Source organism: Neobacillus sp. OS1-32, from assembly GCF_030915425.1.
GTDB classification, from domain to species: Bacteria; Bacillota; Bacilli; order Bacillales; family Cytobacillaceae; genus Neobacillus; species Neobacillus paridis.
In genome coordinates, this window is record NZ_CP133263.1 from 323,938 (window position 1) to 339,541 (window position 15,604).

16 protein-coding genes are annotated in these 15,604 nt (G+C 41.7%); all 16 read left to right on the plus strand.

Annotated features, from left to right (window positions below; all coding sequences use genetic code 11):
• Window positions 1-12 precede the first annotated feature (12 nt).
• The 16 genes from dnaK to RCG24_RS01755 all read left to right on the plus strand — a co-directional run bounded on the left by dnaK (window position 13) and on the right by RCG24_RS01755 (window position 15,446).
• Window positions 13-1,848, plus strand: a complete 1,836-nt coding sequence (gene dnaK, locus RCG24_RS01680; RefSeq protein ID WP_308078156.1) for a molecular chaperone DnaK — start codon at window positions 13-15, stop codon at window positions 1,846-1,848.
• A 239-nt stretch (window positions 1,849-2,087) separates the two neighbouring features.
• Complete coding sequence (dnaJ, locus tag RCG24_RS01685) at window positions 2,088-3,224, plus strand: molecular chaperone DnaJ (RefSeq protein ID WP_202652491.1); 1,137 nt, start codon at window positions 2,088-2,090, stop codon at window positions 3,222-3,224.
• Window positions 3,225-3,241: 17 nt separating this feature from the next.
• Complete coding sequence (gene prmA, locus RCG24_RS01690; RefSeq protein WP_202652493.1) at window positions 3,242-4,183, plus strand: 50S ribosomal protein L11 methyltransferase; 942 nt, start codon at window positions 3,242-3,244, stop codon at window positions 4,181-4,183.
• A gap of 189 nt (window positions 4,184-4,372) precedes the next feature.
• A complete protein-coding gene (locus RCG24_RS01695) occupies window positions 4,373-5,122 on the plus strand; it encodes a 16S rRNA (uracil(1498)-N(3))-methyltransferase (RefSeq protein WP_202652495.1) in 750 nt (249 codons plus the stop codon).
• A 9-nt stretch (window positions 5,123-5,131) separates the two neighbouring features.
• Window positions 5,132-6,505 carry a tRNA (N(6)-L-threonylcarbamoyladenosine(37)-C(2))-methylthiotransferase MtaB gene (gene mtaB, locus RCG24_RS01700; RefSeq protein ID WP_202652497.1) on the plus strand — a complete coding sequence of 458 codons (1,374 nt, stop codon included), beginning with the start codon at window positions 5,132-5,134 and terminating at the stop codon, window positions 6,503-6,505.
• A 142-nt stretch (window positions 6,506-6,647) separates the two neighbouring features.
• A complete protein-coding gene (gene rpsU, locus RCG24_RS01705; RefSeq protein ID WP_202652499.1) occupies window positions 6,648-6,821 on the plus strand; it encodes a 30S ribosomal protein S21 in 174 nt (57 codons plus the stop codon).
• Window positions 6,822-6,834: 13 nt separating this feature from the next.
• On the plus strand, window positions 6,835-7,281 hold the full coding sequence (locus RCG24_RS01710) for a GatB/YqeY domain-containing protein (protein WP_202652500.1): 447 nt from the start codon (window positions 6,835-6,837) through the stop codon (window positions 7,279-7,281).
• 125 nt (window positions 7,282-7,406) lie between these two features.
• Window positions 7,407-8,042 carry an NfeD family protein gene (locus RCG24_RS01715; RefSeq protein WP_202652502.1) on the plus strand — a complete coding sequence of 212 codons (636 nt, stop codon included), beginning with the start codon at window positions 7,407-7,409 and terminating at the stop codon, window positions 8,040-8,042.
• A gap of 21 nt (window positions 8,043-8,063) precedes the next feature.
• Window positions 8,064-9,059: a flotillin-like protein FloA gene (gene floA / locus RCG24_RS01720; protein ID WP_235887854.1), complete on the plus strand. Its 996-nt coding sequence runs from the start codon at window positions 8,064-8,066 to the stop codon at window positions 9,057-9,059.
• Window positions 9,060-9,095: 36 nt separating this feature from the next.
• Window positions 9,096-9,539, plus strand: a complete 444-nt coding sequence (locus tag RCG24_RS01725; RefSeq protein ID WP_308078157.1) for a hypothetical protein — start codon at window positions 9,096-9,098, stop codon at window positions 9,537-9,539.
• 96 nt (window positions 9,540-9,635) lie between these two features.
• Window positions 9,636-9,941, plus strand: a complete 306-nt coding sequence (gene yqfC, locus RCG24_RS01730; protein ID WP_202652506.1) for a sporulation protein YqfC — start codon at window positions 9,636-9,638, stop codon at window positions 9,939-9,941.
• Window positions 9,938-11,134 (plus strand): sporulation protein YqfD, encoded by a 1,197-nt coding sequence (gene yqfD / locus RCG24_RS01735; protein ID WP_202652507.1) that lies wholly within the window; start codon window positions 9,938-9,940, stop codon window positions 11,132-11,134. The genes yqfC and yqfD overlap by 4 nt, the downstream gene beginning before the upstream one ends.
• The gene (locus RCG24_RS01740) at window positions 11,131-12,099 is read left to right on the plus strand and encodes a PhoH family protein (RefSeq protein ID WP_202652509.1); all 969 of its coding nucleotides are present in this window, start codon (window positions 11,131-11,133) and stop codon (window positions 12,097-12,099) included. Before yqfD ends, RCG24_RS01740 begins: the two co-directional genes overlap by 4 nt.
• A gap of 365 nt (window positions 12,100-12,464) precedes the next feature.
• The gene (locus RCG24_RS01745; protein WP_202652511.1) at window positions 12,465-14,606 is read left to right on the plus strand and encodes an HD family phosphohydrolase; all 2,142 of its coding nucleotides are present in this window, start codon (window positions 12,465-12,467) and stop codon (window positions 14,604-14,606) included.
• Window positions 14,603-15,073: an rRNA maturation RNase YbeY gene (gene ybeY / locus RCG24_RS01750; RefSeq protein ID WP_308078158.1), complete on the plus strand. Its 471-nt coding sequence runs from the start codon at window positions 14,603-14,605 to the stop codon at window positions 15,071-15,073. The genes RCG24_RS01745 and ybeY overlap by 4 nt, the downstream gene beginning before the upstream one ends.
• Window positions 15,057-15,446, plus strand: a complete 390-nt coding sequence (locus tag RCG24_RS01755) for a diacylglycerol kinase family protein (RefSeq protein WP_202652515.1) — start codon at window positions 15,057-15,059, stop codon at window positions 15,444-15,446. Before ybeY ends, RCG24_RS01755 begins: the two co-directional genes overlap by 17 nt.
• Window positions 15,447-15,604 lie beyond the last annotated feature (158 nt).

Consider the following 15,604-nt stretch of genomic DNA (forward strand, 5'->3'; position numbering starts at 1 on the left):
GAGGAAAAGGGAATGAGTAAAATAATTGGTATCGACCTAGGCACAACGAACTCCTGTGTGGCTGTACTTGAAGGCGGCGAACCAAAGGTAATTCCAAACCCGGAAGGAAACCGAACCACTCCATCTGTTGTTGCCTTTAAAAACGGCGAGCGTCAAGTCGGCGAAGTGGCAAAGCGCCAGGCGATAACAAATCCTAATACGGTTATTTCGATTAAACGTCATATGGGTACTACACACAAAGAGGAAATTGAAGGGAAGCAATATACTCCCCAAGAAATATCAGCTATTATTCTTCAGTATTTAAAATCCTACGCCGAGGATTATCTTGGCGAGCCTGTGACGAAAGCAGTTATTACGGTACCAGCATATTTTAACGACGCACAGCGTCAAGCCACAAAGGATGCCGGAAAAATTGCTGGCCTCGAAGTGGAGCGAATCATCAATGAGCCGACGGCAGCTGCACTGGCTTACGGGCTTGATAAAACGGATCAAGATCAAACAATCCTTGTTTATGACCTTGGCGGTGGTACATTCGACGTCTCAATCCTTGAACTCGGAGACGGCGTATTTGAGGTAAAAGCAACCGCTGGTGATAACCGTCTTGGCGGTGATGATTTTGACCAAGTGATTATGGATTACCTAGTTGAACAATTTAAAAAGGAAAACGGTATTGACCTTTCACAAGATAAAATGGCTGTCCAACGTCTAAAGGATGCCGCGGAAAAAGCGAAGAAGGATCTGTCAGGTGTGTCTTCAACGCAAATTTCCTTACCGTTTATTACCGCTGGTCCTGCGGGTCCGCTACACCTTGATGTAACATTAACGAGAGCAAAGTTTGATGAACTAACAGCACATTTAGTTGAAAGAACGATGGGTCCGACCCGTCAGGCGTTAAGTGATGCTGGTTTATCACCTTCTGAAATCGATAAAGTCATTCTTGTCGGTGGTTCTACTCGTATTCCAGCCGTACAGGAAGCGATTAAAAAAGCAACCGGAAAAGAACCGCACCGCGGCGTTAACCCAGACGAAGTAGTGGCAATGGGTGCTGCAATCCAAGGCGGGGTTATTACCGGTGATGTTAAGGATGTTGTATTACTTGACGTTACACCGTTATCGCTTGGAATTGAAACAATGGGTGGCGTGTTTACGAAGTTAATTGAACGTAATACCACGATCCCAACTTCAAAATCACAAATTTTCTCAACCGCTGCCGATAATCAAACCGCTGTTGATATCCATGTGCTTCAAGGGGAGCGCCCAATGGCAGCCGATAATAAAACATTAGGACGTTTCCAATTATCGGATATTCCACCGGCACCACGGGGAATTCCACAAATTGAAGTAACATTTGATATTGATAAAAACGGTATTGTAAATGTTCGGGCCAAAGACTTAGGCACCAACAAAGAACAACAAATTACAATTAAATCTTCCACCGGCCTTTCTGATGAAGAAATTCAAAAGATGGTCAGAGAAGCGGAAGAAAATGCCGAGGCCGATAGGAAGCGTAAAGAAGAAGCTGAGCTTCGCAATGAGGCCGATCAGCTAGTCTTCACAACTGAAAAGACCTTAAAAGAACTTGAAGGTAAAGTAGACGCAGCCGAAGTTGCCAAAGCAAATGAAGCGAAAGAGGCATTAAAACAAGCGATTGAGAAAAACGACTTAAACGAAATCCGCGCCAAAAAGGATGCCTTGCAGCAAATCGTACAAGATTTGACGGTTAAGCTTTATCAGCAAGCACAGCAACAGGCTGATGCCGGGCAAGGTGCTCAAGATGCAGGAGCAACATCCGGTAAAGATGATAATGTCGTTGATGCCGAATTTGAAGAAGTTAAGGACGACAAATAAGCAGCGGAAATATACAGGCGAAAAAGTCAAAGTCAGACTTCCCGGCTTTGACTTTTTCTTTGGCAAATAGGAAAGCTAAATTCAACTAGGCCTCATGAACCGTCCTTAAGTACTTGCCAGTCGGCGAGTTTTCATTTAGGGAAATGCCAATTTAGCATATAGATAATGTATAATTATTGCCTTCTGCTTCTTTAGGGTGTTAAAATAAGCTTTATGTGAAAGATTCGGGAGTGGTAATCATGAGTAAACGGGATTACTATGAGGTGCTTGGCGTCAGCAAAAGTGCCTCAAAGGATGAAATAAAAAAGGCTTATCGCAAGCTATCAAAAAAATATCACCCAGATATTAATAAAGAGCCGGATGCTGCTGAAAAATTTAAAGAAATTACCGAAGCTTATGAGGTTTTAAGTGACGATCAAAAAAGAGCGCAATATGATCAATTTGGGCATACTGATCCGAATCAAGGCTTCGGCGGCTTTGGCGGCGGCGCGGATTTTGGCGGCTTTGGGGGTTTTGAAGACATTTTTAACACATTCTTCGGCGGCGGCACTTCCTCACGCCGGAGGGATCCAAATGCGCCCAGACAAGGAGCAGATCTGCAGTACACAATGACTATTTCTTTCGAGGAAGCGGCATTTGGTAAGGAAACTGATATTGAAATTCCACGCGAAGAAACATGTGAAACTTGTCATGGCTCTGGTGCGAAACCTGGAACCAAGCCGGAAACTTGTAAACATTGCCATGGAACAGGACAAATAAGTGTTGAGCAAAATACACCGTTTGGCAGAATTGTGAATCGCCGGACCTGTCATTACTGTAATGGAACAGGGAAGGAAATTAAACAGAAGTGTCCAACCTGCAGTGGCAGCGGCAAAGTGAAAAAGCGGAAGAAAATCCATGTAAAAATCCCAGCTGGTATCGATGATGGGCAGCAATTAAGAATGGCAGGGCAAGGGGAGGCAGGAATGAACGGCGGACCTGCCGGTGACCTTTATGTTGTTTTCCATGTCCGTCCACATGAATTTTTTGAAAGAGATGGCGATGATATTTACTGTGAGATGCCGATCACATTTGTCCAGGCTTCTTTGGGGGATGAAATTGAGGTACCGACGCTGCATGGAAAAGTGAAATTAAAGATTCCGGCCGGAACACAGACTGGCACCAAATTCCGTTTAAGAGGAAAAGGGGTACCCAATGTCCGTGGCTACGGTGTTGGCGACCAGCATATCAAAGTTCGGATTATTACACCGACAAAATTAACGGATAAACAGAAGCAACTGCTCCGTGAATTTGCGGAAATTAGCGGTTCTGCTCCACTGGGTGAACATGAGGATAGCTTCTTCTCGAAAGTAAAACGAGCCTTTAAGGGCGAGTAAGGATTGGAGTTGGTAGAATGAAATGGTCGGAAATAAGTATTCATACAACGAATGAAGCGGTCGAGCCGATTTCTAATATCTTGCATGAGGCTGGAGCAAGCGGTGTAGTGATTGAAGATCCTTTCGAGTTGACAAAGGAAAGGGAGGATCAATTCGGCGAAATCTACCAACTTAATCCAGATGATTATCCGGAAGAAGGCGTCATTGTGAAAGCGTACTTGCCGGTTAATAGTTTTTTAGGAGAAACAGTGGAAGCTATTAAGGATTCCATAAATAATCTCATTATTTATGATATTGATATTGGATTAAATAAAGTTACAATCAGTGAAGTAAATGAAGAAGAGTGGGCAACGGCCTGGAAAAAGTACTATAATCCAGTAAAAATTTCTGAAAGATTTACGATTGTTCCGACTTGGGAAATGTATACTCCTGTCAGCAGTGATGAATTAATTATTGAATTGGATCCGGGTATGGCCTTCGGCACTGGCACTCATCCGACAACCGTGATGTGTATCCAAGCTTTGGAGAGAACCGTCCGTCCCGGAGATCGGGTAATTGACGTTGGAACCGGATCCGGGGTTTTAAGCATTGCTGCTGCCATGTTGGGAGCAGAGGATATTAGAGCTTTTGATCTTGATGAAGTAGCGGTAACTCAGGCAAGATTAAATATTAAACTGAATAAGGTTAATCATGTTGTTACCGTAAACCAAAATAATCTGCTTGATGGTGTCGAGGAAGATTCAGCAGACTTAATTGTTGCCAACATTTTGGCGGAAGTCATTTTAAGATTTACCGATGATGCGGCGAAAGTCCTTAAGCCGGGAGGAACATTTATTGCTTCAGGCATAATCCAGCCGAAAAAAGACCAAGTCAAAGAAGGATTAATGGCATCGGGCTTTGAAATTACTGAAACCATCTTAATGGAAGATTGGGTTGCATTAATTGCGAAACGAAAATAACTAGTAGATAAAGGGGCCGCTTACAGGGGCCCTTGATTTGTTTTTCCGCATTGACAAGCAGTAAGCTACATAAATCGATAGTAAAAACAATGTGTTTAGATGGTGGATTCTGAAAACCCCGATTGATTGAAGTTTTATTTTATCTTTAGTAAAATAAGGAGAAAAACGTTTTAGAGAGGGGCAGGCAGCGTGCAGCGTTATTTTGTGAAGCATCGGGTAAATGACAATCGCTTTATGATTGAAGGCGATGACCGTCATCATATTGTCAACGTGATGCGGATGCAAACAGGGGATCAAATTGTATGTGTCGATGATGAAGGGAGACAGGCAATCTGCCGGCTTGCAGATATTACCGATGAAATAGTTGCTGCAGACGTTGTACAATGGAAAGAAGGGAATTCGGAGCTTCCGATTTCTGTTACAATCGCGAGCGGACTGCCAAAAGGGGACAAGCTTGAATGGATTATCCAAAAGGGTACGGAACTGGGAGCTCATCAGTTTCTGCCGTTTTCTGCTGCCCGCTCGGTGGTCAAATGGGACGAGAAAAAGGCAGCCAAAAAAATTGATCGATGGCACAAAATTGCTAAGGAAGCTGCTGAACAATCCCACCGGACAGTAGTTCCGGAAATTATTAAGCCGATGAGTTTTAACGCCATGCTGGAAAAAAGCAATGAGTTTTCATATAAACTGGCTGCTTACGAAGAGGAAAGCAAAGCTGGTGAAGCCTCCAACTTTTCTACATGTCTTAATCAAATGAAACAAGGGGATTCACTTCTCTTGGTATTTGGCCCTGAAGGCGGTTTAGCGGATAAAGAGATTGAAAAGCTAAAAAGCAGTGGATTTGTTCTCTGTGGTTTAGGACCGCGGATTTTAAGAACGGAAACAGCGCCATTATATACACTGGCGGCTATTTCCTATCATTTTGAATTATTGAGGTGAGTTTTACTTATGCCAACAGTTGCATTTCATACACTTGGATGTAAGGTTAATCACTATGAGACCGAGGCAATCTGGCAGTTGTTTAAGCAAGAAGGCTACGAACGGGTTGATTTCGAATCGACTTCCGATGTATATGTTATTAATACTTGTACGGTAACGAATACTGGTGATAAAAAAAGCCGTCAAGTGATTCGCCGGGCAGTCCGGAAAAATCCCGATGCCGTTATTTGTGTAACCGGCTGTTATGCGCAAACGTCTCCGGCTGAAATTTTGGCGATCCCAGGTGTGGATGTTGTCGTCGGCACGCAGGACCGGGTTAAAATGCTTCAATATATTGAGCAATATAAAAAAGAGCGCGAGCCGATTAATGGTGTCGCTAATATCATGAAAAACCGCGTTTACGAAGAGCTTGACGTACCTTCATTTACGGATCGGACACGGGCTTCATTAAAGATACAGGAAGGTTGTAACAATTTCTGTACATTCTGCATTATTCCATGGGCCCGTGGTTTGATGAGATCCCGAGATCCAAAAGAAGTCATCAAGCAGGCGCAGCAGCTTGTCGATGCCGGCTATAAGGAAATCGTTTTAACCGGGATTCATACCGGCGGTTATGGCGAGGATATGAAGGATTATAACCTGGCTATGCTTCTTCGCGACATGGAAGCGGGCGTTAAAGGATTGGAAAGGATTCGGATTTCGTCGATTGAAGCGAGCCAAATTACTGATGAAGTAATTGAAGTCATCAAGAATTCCCAACTTGTTGTTCGTCATTTGCATATTCCGATTCAATCAGGCTCTAATACTGTCCTGAAAAGGATGCGTCGTAAATATTCGATGGAGTTTTTTGCTGAACGGTTGGAACGATTAAAAGAAGTGCTTCCAGGCCTGGCAGTTACCTCTGATGTTATCGTTGGTTTTCCTGGAGAAACGGAAGAAGAGTTCATGGAGACCTATAATTTTATTAAAAAGCATAAATTCTCCGAGCTCCATGTCTTCCCATATTCCAAACGAACAGGAACCCCTGCTGCGAGAATGGAAGATCAGGTAGATGAGGAAATTAAGAGTGAGCGGGTCCACCGCTTAATCACCCTTTCCGATCAGTTAGCAAAAGAATATGCCTCTCAATTTGAAGGTGAAGTGCTTGAAGTGATCCCGGAAGAAAAATACAAAGAAGATCCGAATTCGGGCCTTTATGAAGGCTACACCGACAATTACATGAAGGTCGTCTTTCCTGCCAATGAGGATATGATTGGAAAAATCGTAAAGGTGAAAATTACCAAAGCCGGCTATCCATATAATGAAGGACAATTCGTTAAAATAAAGGAAGACCGTGCTTATTTAAAAGATGAAATTTTATCACATAAAGAAGCGGCAATGTAAAAAGCGAGTTGGTTGGATAAAAAATTATTTTGGTTATTGATTGATACATGAATTTCAGTTGACCTTGTTTCAAGGTTATATTATAATTGCAAGGTACATGGATTGATGTAAGTGTGTTGTGTTTCGGAGGGAGGGAAAGAGAATGTCTAAAACAATCGTTCGTAAAAACGAATCGCTTGATGATGCTCTTCGTCGCTTCAAACGTTCTGTATCAAAAACTGGTACTTTGCAAGAGGCAAGAAAGCGCGAATTTTATGAAAAACCAAGTGTAAGACGTAAGAAAAAGTCTGAAGCAGCTAGAAAACGTAAGTATTAAGAGGGTGTATTACATGAGTCTTCTTGAGCGTTTAAATAATGACATGAAACAAGCGATGAAGAATAAGGAAAAAGACAAGCTCTCTGTGATTCGGATGATCAAAGCTTCCATGCAAAATGAAGCGATAAAGCTTGGTGCAAAGGAACTTACCGAAGACCAAGAGTTAACCGTCCTATCTCGCGAACTTAAACAACGCAAAGACTCCCTCCATGAGTTTGATAAAGCAGGTCGCGAAGACCTGGTTGAAAAATTGCGTACAGAAATTTCAATTGTTGAATTGTATATGCCGAAACAGCTTTCTGAAGAAGAAGTTTCTGAACTCGTCAAACAAACAATTATTGAAACTGGCGCAAAATCAAAAGCTGATATGGGAAAAGTGATGTCTGCCATTATGCCCAAGATTAAAGGAAAAGCAGACGGTTCACTTGTTAATAAATTTGTACAACAACACCTTTCATAGTATTCTGACATAAAGGCCACAGTGAGAGAACTGTGGCCTTTTTCCATATTTAATAAATAATTGAAACCAAATTGTTATTTATTCGTATAAATAATAGCGGGCATTGAAAAGGGGGTGTTGCGCCTATGGCTGAGATTCTTACGGACCCAATTGTAGTAACCTTTCTCTTAACTATTGCGGGAGTTGGGTTTATCGTTCAACTATTTTCGCCGAAGTTTGGATTCGCGGGATTTGCTGGGTTAATAGCACTCGTTATCTTCTTTTTCGGTCATTTTCAAGCTGGATCGGCAGGAATTGGAACATTAACCTTATTTGTTGTTGGTTTATTGTTAATCTTTTCGGAAATATTTCTTCCTGGAGCTGTGGCAGGTACACTGGGGATTGGAGCATTAATTTGCAGCTTTTTTTTGGCTGGTGAAAATCCGTTACAAATGGGTATTTCCATTTTAATTGCCATCATTATTTCAATTATCGTTTTCTTTTTAATGATCAGGGTTTTAGGAAAGAAATTAGTTTTGTTTAATAAAATGGTTTTGTTTGATACTGCCAAGAAAGAGGACGGCTATGTCTCGAACGTAAACCGAACAGATTTATTGGGAATGGAAGGAAAGGCCTTGACGATTTTACGTCCAGCCGGAACCATCGTCATCAATAATGAAAGAATAGATGTTGTCAGTGAGGGCGGCTTTGTTGAAAAGAATGCAAAAGTGAAAGTAATCAAAGTAGAAGGTGCCCGAATTGTTGTGAGAGAAGTTCAATAATTTTATCAGGAGGACATATAGATGGATTTTATATCAGGTGGCACGTTGTTCCTTGTTGCCGTGGTCGTGGTCGTGTTAATCTTCTTTGGCATCCTACTATCGTTTATTCCGGTCATGCTGTGGATTTCGGCACTTGCAGCTGGAGTAAGAATCAGTATTTTCACGCTCGTGGGGATGAGATTACGCCGGGTAATCCCTGGAAGAGTAGTAAATCCTTTAATTAAAGCACATAAAGCTGGCTTAAATGTAACGACCAATCAGCTTGAAAGCCATTATCTTGCTGGCGGTAATGTTGATCGGGTCGTGAATGCGCTGATTGCTGCTCACCGCGCCAATATAGAATTAAGCTTTGAACGTTGTGCTGCGATTGACTTGGCCGGCCGCGATGTGTTGGAAGCTGTACAAATGAGCGTTAATCCGAAAGTAATTGAAACTCCGTTTATTGCCGGTGTAGCCAAGAACGGGATCGAAGTGAAAGCTAAGGCAAGAATCACCGTTCGTGCCAACATCGACCGGCTTGTCGGTGGTGCCGGAGAGGAGACGGTGGTTGCCCGCGTTGGCGAAGGCGTTGTCTCTACCATTGGGTCATCGGAAAGCCACAGCAAGGTATTGGAAAATCCTGATTTGATTTCGCAGACCGTCTTAGCTAAAGGACTTGATGCTGGTACGGCATTTGAAATTCTATCCATTGATATCGCTGATGTTGATATTGGTAAGAATATTGGGGCTGAATTGCAAACCGAACAGGCTGAAGCGGATAAGCGAATTGCCCAAGCAAAGGCGGAGGAGCGCCGCGCAATGGCTGTTGCGCAAGAACAGGAAATGAAGGCAAAAGTACAAGAGATGCGAGCAAAGGTTGTTGAGGCAGAGGCAACTGTTCCTTTGGCGATGGCAGAAGCTTTGAAGACAGGCAACATTGGTGTGATGGATTATTTAAACGTTAAAAATATTTCTGCAGATACAGATATGAGAGGATCGATAGGCAGAATAGCAGCTGATAAGAAGGACGATAAGTAAATATCCTCCTGTGGTTGAGCAGAAAGAGGTGGCGAAATGGAAAAGATTCTGTTTTTCATCATGTTAATGGGGATCCTCTCAAGTATTTTTGGCAAGGGTAAAACAAATCAGCAAAACCGCAGAAATAGACCTGTTTCTCGTGATCCTTTTAAGCAATTAAGGACATTTGTGCAAACCGAAAACCAAGCACCGAAGAGAAACATGATTCCAACGGAAGTAACTCGACCTAAACCAGCCAAAAAAGATTTAGTCCAACATTTTTCGGAAGCAAACTTGGAAATGGCTGATCCATTAATTAGTAAACCCGATCCTTCCACCGATACGGGAAAAGAGATTGCTACGGTTCAAGCGCCACGGCCGCCTGAGGTTAGTAATTTACCCGATAACCCGGATACGAATATGATTATTAACGGGATAATCTGGTCCGAAATTCTTGGTAAGCCCCGTTCAAAGAACCCCTACTTCACCGGAAAAAGGTAACTCAAAGACGGGATAGATGGTAAACAAAATGGAAAAAGATGTGCTAGAACCCCTCGTCATTTCATAAATATGAGATGAAAGGGGGTTCTTTTTTTTATGGCAAAAAATTGGGTCGGGCGAGTTCGCAGCTGGATGGCAAAAAATATGGATCTTCCACAAGATGTCATGATGGATTTACCCCGGATTACGATGATTGGTCAAATTCATGTTTATATTGAGAATCATCGCGGCTTGCTCACCTTTACCGATAAAGAACTCCGGCTTTTGCTAAAGCAGGGGCAATTGTTAATTAAAGGAAAATCCTTTGTGATTAAGACTATCTTACCTGAAGAAATTTTATTGGAAGGAAAAATTGATCAGGTTACTTATATAAATGATGATAAGCCGGGAGGAGAAAAATGAAGAACCAGTGGATCGTCTTTCTATTTGGCAGGGTTACGGTAAAGGTTACAGGCAGGGGAATTGAACGTTTTTTAAACGTTTTAACACGAAATGGAATACTCATATGGAATGTTAAGCGTCATGGCGCCAATACGATTACGTTTAAAATAAAGCTTCAAGATGCAATGAAAATAAGGCATTTTGCTAGAAAAAGTGAATGCCGAATTTCCTTTTTAAGAAGAAGCGGCATGCCGTTTTTACTAAAGCGAATGTTTAAAAACAGCGGCTTCTTGATTGGTGCAGGAATGTTCCTAGTCATTGTATTTCTTCTCTCAAATGTCATTTGGGGAATTGAAATAAAAGGAGCAAAGCCGGCAACGGAATATCAAATTCGCCAGGAATTGGACAAGATGGGGGTTAAAATTGGCAAGCTGCAATTTTTTGTCGATAATGAAGAAGGCATTCAACGAAAGTTAACCAACAACATTGGGGCTCTGACATGGGTTGGCGTGGAATTAAAAGGGACAACCTATCACCTCCAGGTGGTCGAAAAAAATGAACCGAAAAAACAAAAAAAGTTATCACCAAGAAATCTAGTTGCTAAAAAGAAAGCGATCATAGTAAGAATGGACATTGATGATGGCCAAAAGAAAGTCGATGTTAATGACTTTGTCGAACCGGGTCAATTGCTTGTTTCCGGGGAAATCGGCCAAGAGGGTCAAAAACCAAGGCTTGTCGCAGCTAAAGGAGAGGTTTGGGGAGAGATATGGTATAAAAGCCATGTGGAGCTGCCAATGAAAACGACATTTAGTGTCTATAATGGCAAGGAAAAACGAAAGTACTCCTTATTATTCGGAAAGCTTGAAATCCCTGTATGGGGGTTTGGCAAACATGGATTTAAGGATTACAAAACAGAAATAAATATTCATAAACTTCATTTCTTAAAATGGGAATTACCAATTTCTTATGTTGACCGGACGATTCGTGAAAGCAGGGAAGCGGTCAGAACCTATACAGTGAAGGAAGCGGAAGAGAGCGCCATCGAAGAGGCGAGAAAAGAAATAAAAAAGAAAATAGATGAGGAAGCAATCATTAAGGATGAAAAAATTTTACACAGGGATATAAAAAATGGTAAAGTTATACTTGACATACATTTTAAAATAATTGAAAATATTGCAGTCGGGCAACCGATTACCAAGGAGATTCATGAATGACAGAGAAGTTAACAACGATCAATGTACAACTTGAAAATCCAGCTGAAGCGATTACTTTACTTGGAAATTCCGATCAACATTTAAAAATAATTGAACAAGAACTAGGCGTGTCCACTGTCACGAGAGGTGAATCTGTCGGTTTATCAGGTGACGAAGAAAAGGTCGTCTTGGCCGGTCAGGTTATTGATAAATTAGTTCAAGTAATTAGAAAAGGAATTACCATTAGCGGAAGAGATGTTCTTTATGCGATTCAAATGGCCCAGAAAGGGACACTTGAATATTTTGTCCATTTGTATGATGAGGAAATTGGCAAAAATGTAAAAGGAAAAACGATTCGTATTAAGACACTGGGACAAAGGCAATATGTAACGGCGATTAAGAACCATGACCTTGTATTTGGAATTGGACCTGCCGGAACCGGTAAGACCTATCTTGCGGTTGTTATGGCCGTTAATGCCCTGAAGAATGGTCAGGTAAATAAAATTATTTTAACTCGTCCCGCTGTTGAGGCAGGGGAAAGCCTTGGATTTTTACCTGGTGACTTGAAGGAAAAGGTTGATCCTTATTTAAGACCTTTATATGATGCCTTACATGACGTGCTCGGGGTTGAACATACCCAGCGCTTGATTGAACGGGGAACAATTGAGATTGCTCCGCTTGCTTATATGAGGGGGCGGACATTGGATGATGCTTTTGTGATTTTAGACGAAGCGCAAAATACAACTAATCAGCAAATGAAAATGTTTTTAACCAGGCTTGGATTTGGCTCCAAGATGGTCATTAACGGGGATCAAACACAGATCGATTTACCAAAGGGAGCAAAATCTGGCTTGATTGAGGCTGAGAAAATTTTACAAAATGTCAGTGGTATCTCCTTTGTCTTTTTAGAGCAAAGTGATGTCGTCCGTCATCCGTTGGTAGCCAAAATTATTCAAGCCTATGGAAAGGTCGAAAAAACCTTATAAAGGTAACAAAAGGGATTTACCTGTCAGCCAGGTATCCCTTTTTTCGCTACTAGGAAATGATCCATTCAACTACGGCTCATGAACCGTCCTTAAGGACTCGCTAGTCGGCGAGGTTTCAGTATTTTATAAAAGGGTGAAAGTTCATCAAAAAACTGTTATATTTTACATAAAGTGAGTTGGAATTTCTACTTTGAGAATTGTCTAGCTCCAGCGCCTAGCAGCTAGTGTCTTTCACGCTCCGCCCTACGATAAGTCAACATCGAATTGCTATCGCTCTTCGTGTTTCCTTTATCTCAGTTGGAGCGCTCCAAGCCATACGCTGCTGACCAAGGCGCTTGCGCTATTCTCAGTTGGAGGGATGATCGTTGGATTTTCTGCAGCAACACTTCATACGGATACGAAAGCTTCTGGATATAACTTTTTTTCGGGTGCTGTTTTTTATCATCTTAGGGATTGTCTTATATACTGCAATGTATAATAATGTCAAACCGGAAAAACTGAATCTAAGCCTGTTTTCTATCGCGGAAAAAACGATTCGTTCTCCAGGAACTGTTGAGGATAAAAAAAGTACAGAAATCAAACGGAAAGAGGCTCGAGACCAAGTACAGGATGTCTATGCTGTCAAAAAGGAATATGCCCAAAATCGGGTTGATTTAATAACCTCTATTTTTGATACTGCTTCGGAATTAAATGATGAAACAGATCAGAAGAAAGCAGCGGATAAGAAAGAACCAAGTGTTTCCGAAAAAGTGGAAAGCTTGAAGGGTAAATTAACCTCTACTGTTAATAAAGATTTAAGTAATCAGGTTTTTTCATCTTTAGTCCAAGCGAGTAACCAGGAGTTATCCATTGCCAAGGATTTAACGGTGACGGCCATTAACAATGTGATGACAAAACGGATTCCTGCTGATGAAGTGGAAAACGCTAAAAAGCGGGTGGAGGAAGAATTAAAATATAGTACGTTAAATGATGATTTGCGCAGGGCTTCCATTGAACTGGGGAGATACGCCGTCATTCAAAACGAATTCTATGATCCGGCAGCGACCGAGGAGCTGCGCAGGCAAGCAGCAGAAAGCGTTGAGCCGGTTAAAATTCTCCAAGGTCAAATTATTGTGGAAGAGGGAAAATTAATCAATCGGGAAATTTATCGTCAATTAAAACTTGTCGGTCTGCTACAAACGGAAAAATCCTTTAGACCATTCATTGGCTTAACGGTTCTGATCCTTATCATTCTGTTGGGTTTCTATTATTATTTTTATCAAGTGAAATCTTCGCCGGAAAAAAGACAAACAGACATGTTGATGTTTGGGATCACTTTTGTCCTGTCTATTTTTATCATGAAAATAATCAGTTTGCTGCAGGTATTTAATTACTCCTGGATTGGCTATCTTTTTCCTGCAGCTATGGCGGGCATGCTAATCAAAATTTTGATCGATGAAAAACTGGCTATCCTTACATCTCTAGTACTTGCCGTCTGTGGAAGCATTCTGTTTAATGAAGGTGTTGCCGGTACTCTGAATTTTTCTGAGGGAATTTACATTTTATTTAGCGCCTTGGCAGGAGTGCTCGCCTTAAATAAACGAAACCAACGATCGAGGATTTTACAAGCCGGTTCATTCTCGGCACTTGTCAATTTGTTAACCATCGTGGCCATTATGTACTTGCCCAATGGACAATTTACCGGTTTGGAGTTTGTGTACTATATCATTACAGCGTTTGTATCTGGAATTGGGGCTGCTGTGTTAACAATTGGACTCCTGCCGTTTCTGGAAGCAAGCTTTGGAATTCTGTCAACTATAAGGCTGATTGAGTTGTCTAATCCGAACCATCCATTGTTAAGAAAGATATTAATGGAGGCACCAGGGACTTATCACCATAGTGTGATGGTTGCGAATTTAGCAGAATCTGCTTGTGAAGCGATTGGTGCCAACGGCCTTTTGGCGCGGGTAGGAAGCTACTACCATGATATTGGAAAAACACGGCGGCCGAACTTTTTTATTGAGAACCAAATGCACCACGATAATCCGCATGACCGCCTGCCTCCGGAGAAAAGTGCAAGTATCATTATTGCTCATGTTACTGACGGCTCAGAAATATTAAAAAAGCATCATTTGCCAAAGGAAATTATTGAGATTGCTGAACAGCATCACGGGACAACCTTATTAAAATATTTTTACCATAAGGCATTGCAAAATGATCCGGATGTTGATGAGGCGGCCTATCGCTATCCCGGTCCGAAAGCACAATCAAAAGAATCGGCGGTTGTCGGGATTGCCGACAGTGTCGAGGCAGCTGTACGTTCCATATCACAGCCCACACCAGAAGGAATTGAAACACTGGTAAGAAAAATAGTGACCGACCGCTTGGAGGACGGCCAATTTAATGAATGTGATTTAACATTTAAGGAAATTGACACCGTAACACATGCATTATGTGAGACATTAAAGGGGATATTCCATTCAAGAATAGAATATCCAGAAATGACAAAGAAGGTGAAACAGGCATGACCTTACTGATTGATACTATGGATGAAACGAAAGAATTGACGGAGCAGCAATTACTTGAAATCGAAAGGCTGTTAAATTTTGCAGCGCAAAAGCAAAATATTAAGGAGCATAGTGAGGTTTCCGTAACATTTGTGACGAATGAGCGAATTCAGGAAATTAACCGCGAATATCGCGATAAGGATGCCCCGACAGATGTTATCTCTTTCGCCATGGAAGAGATGGGAGAAGGAGAGGTTGAAGTGCTGGGGGCTGGGCTGCCCCGTGTCTTAGGGGACATTATTATTTCGGTACCAAAAGCGAAAGAACAGGCAGCGGAATATGGCCATTCTTTTGCCCGGGAACTTGGCTTCTTGGCAGTTCACGGTTTTTTGCATCTTCTAGGCTATGACCATATGAACGAGGCGGATGAAAAAGAAATGTTTACGCTGCAGAAGGAAATCTTAAACGAATATGGACTTACACGATAATCACAAATCTCATTCGGTTTTACGCTCTTTTTCTTTTGCGGTAAATGGCCTTTTTATCGGCCTTCTGCAAGAAAGAAACATGCGGATCCATTTGCTATGCTCGGTGGTCGTGGTGTTTATTTCTGTTTACTTTTCCATTTCGATAATCGAATGGATCGTCATTCTTTTTGCAATCGGAGGCATGTTTGCTTTAGAATTATTGAACAGTGCAATTGAAAGAGTCGTGGACCTGACAAGTCCGGAATATCATCCGCTGGCAAAGCAGGCAAAAGACATGGCAGCGGGAGCTGTGCTTGTATATGCTGTCCTCTCGATTATCGTCGGCGTCCTGATTTATTACCCGTATATTCGAAAGTTATTTATCCTGAATTAACAAGTAATAAAACGTGCTGATTGAAGTTTCACATGATATAGGTTTATTGAATGGCCTTTGATAAAATCATAGCAAATTATTTCAAGGACAAAATTAGACTTTTGTGAAAATTCCAATTTTTTTATTACTTTTTTGCTACAAGTAATGATTTTATCTGA

What these genes read in the sequence shown, in the direction of transcription:
- yqfC (WP_202652506.1), top strand. Translation starts at nt 9,636, where the DNA reads ATGGCAAAAAATTGGGTCGGGCGAGTTCGCAGCTGGATGGCAAAAAAT.
- mtaB (WP_202652497.1), top strand. Translation starts at nt 5,132, where the DNA reads ATGCCAACAGTTGCATTTCATACACTTGGATGTAAGGTTAATCACTAT.
- dnaK (WP_308078156.1), top strand. Translation starts at nt 13, where the DNA reads ATGAGTAAAATAATTGGTATCGACCTAGGCACAACGAACTCCTGTGTG.
- RCG24_RS01740 (WP_202652509.1), top strand. Translation starts at nt 11,131, where the DNA reads ATGACAGAGAAGTTAACAACGATCAATGTACAACTTGAAAATCCAGCT.
- ybeY (WP_308078158.1), top strand. Translation starts at nt 14,603, where the DNA reads ATGACCTTACTGATTGATACTATGGATGAAACGAAAGAATTGACGGAG.
- RCG24_RS01710 (WP_202652500.1), top strand. Translation starts at nt 6,835, where the DNA reads ATGAGTCTTCTTGAGCGTTTAAATAATGACATGAAACAAGCGATGAAG.
- RCG24_RS01755 (WP_202652515.1), top strand. Translation starts at nt 15,057, where the DNA reads ATGGACTTACACGATAATCACAAATCTCATTCGGTTTTACGCTCTTTT.
- floA (WP_235887854.1), top strand. Translation starts at nt 8,064, where the DNA reads ATGGATTTTATATCAGGTGGCACGTTGTTCCTTGTTGCCGTGGTCGTG.
- prmA (WP_202652493.1), top strand. Translation starts at nt 3,242, where the DNA reads ATGAAATGGTCGGAAATAAGTATTCATACAACGAATGAAGCGGTCGAG.
- yqfD (WP_202652507.1), top strand. Translation starts at nt 9,938, where the DNA reads ATGAAGAACCAGTGGATCGTCTTTCTATTTGGCAGGGTTACGGTAAAG.
- dnaJ (WP_202652491.1), top strand. Translation starts at nt 2,088, where the DNA reads ATGAGTAAACGGGATTACTATGAGGTGCTTGGCGTCAGCAAAAGTGCC.
- RCG24_RS01715 (WP_202652502.1), top strand. Translation starts at nt 7,407, where the DNA reads ATGGCTGAGATTCTTACGGACCCAATTGTAGTAACCTTTCTCTTAACT.
- rpsU (WP_202652499.1), top strand. Translation starts at nt 6,648, where the DNA reads ATGTCTAAAACAATCGTTCGTAAAAACGAATCGCTTGATGATGCTCTT.
- RCG24_RS01725 (WP_308078157.1), top strand. Translation starts at nt 9,096, where the DNA reads ATGGAAAAGATTCTGTTTTTCATCATGTTAATGGGGATCCTCTCAAGT.